This is a genomic window from Bacillus haikouensis, from assembly GCF_013179555.1.
GTDB lineage: Bacteria > Bacillota > Bacilli > Bacillales > Bacillaceae_B > Rossellomorea > Rossellomorea haikouensis_A.
On sequence record NZ_JABMCR010000581.1, the window covers coordinates 1 to 905 of the forward strand.

Here is a 905-nt window from a genome sequence, read left to right on the forward strand (position 1 = left end):
CTATTATAACCGTTCGTTCTATGTTAACAAACCTGCGGTTGGAGACCTGGTCTTTTTCGAGAATACCTATAAAAAAGGTATTTCACACTTGGGAATCTACGTAGGAGATAATAAATTCATTCACGCAGGGGATAACGGTGTAGAAATCACCAGTCTGGATAATTCTTATTGGAAATCCAAGTTTGATGGATTTAAGAGATTTTATGAATTGTAATAGTGTAAATAACTAATTTACCATTTATCGAGTATATTAGCTGCCGCCTTATTGGATGGTTTAAATTTACAATAAACAAATGTCCATAATAAGAGTATAAAACCAACCATTGGTTTTATACTCTTTTTTTGTTTTTCAGACTTACTTAAAGACCCCTTGTCGAATTCTGTTGAAAAATTTCGTCTCTCCCACCCTCATAAAAGCTATTCCTCTTATTGTTAATTTATGGTTTAATTAATTGATTTTACTATTACATTTTGCGGAGGATCATGATGGGGAAGAAATTGTTTAGTAGTTTATTAGTTTTTGTATTGATGTTTAGCTATAACACCTCGGAATTACCATTGGTGAAAGCAAGCGGAGAAGAAAAATCAGTTTTGAAAGAATTGACCCTCGAACGTTCAGAGGTGGTGAAAACTCATTTTGAACAGGAAGAAACCACCCAGTGGTATAAGGTGACTCCCTCTGAAGAAGATATCGGGAATTTCTCTCATTTCCAGATAAGACTTCAATCTGAGGAAGAAGTAACGATTTCAGTTTATACCAGCCTGGATAAAGCCATCCACAATGAAGCCTTTGATCGTTACAGAGGTTACTCATATTCTCATAAACCAGCTTCAATTGATTTCCCTTTAGCCTGGACAGGTCCTTATTACATTAAGGCAGAGTCCTACCCTATGGAAGAATCCTC

Annotated in this window: 1 protein-coding gene and 1 pseudogene; both read left to right on the plus strand. The window is 35.6% G+C overall.

All coding sequences use genetic code 11. The annotated features are described in order from the left end of the window. Window positions 1-214 (plus strand): C40 family peptidase (locus HP456_RS24420; RefSeq protein WP_172255852.1); only part of this gene is annotated, 214 nt, incomplete at its 5' end. 269 nt (window positions 215-483) lie between these two features. Then, window positions 484-905: pseudogene (locus tag HP456_RS24425) on the plus strand (peptidase S8); the annotation flags it as partial.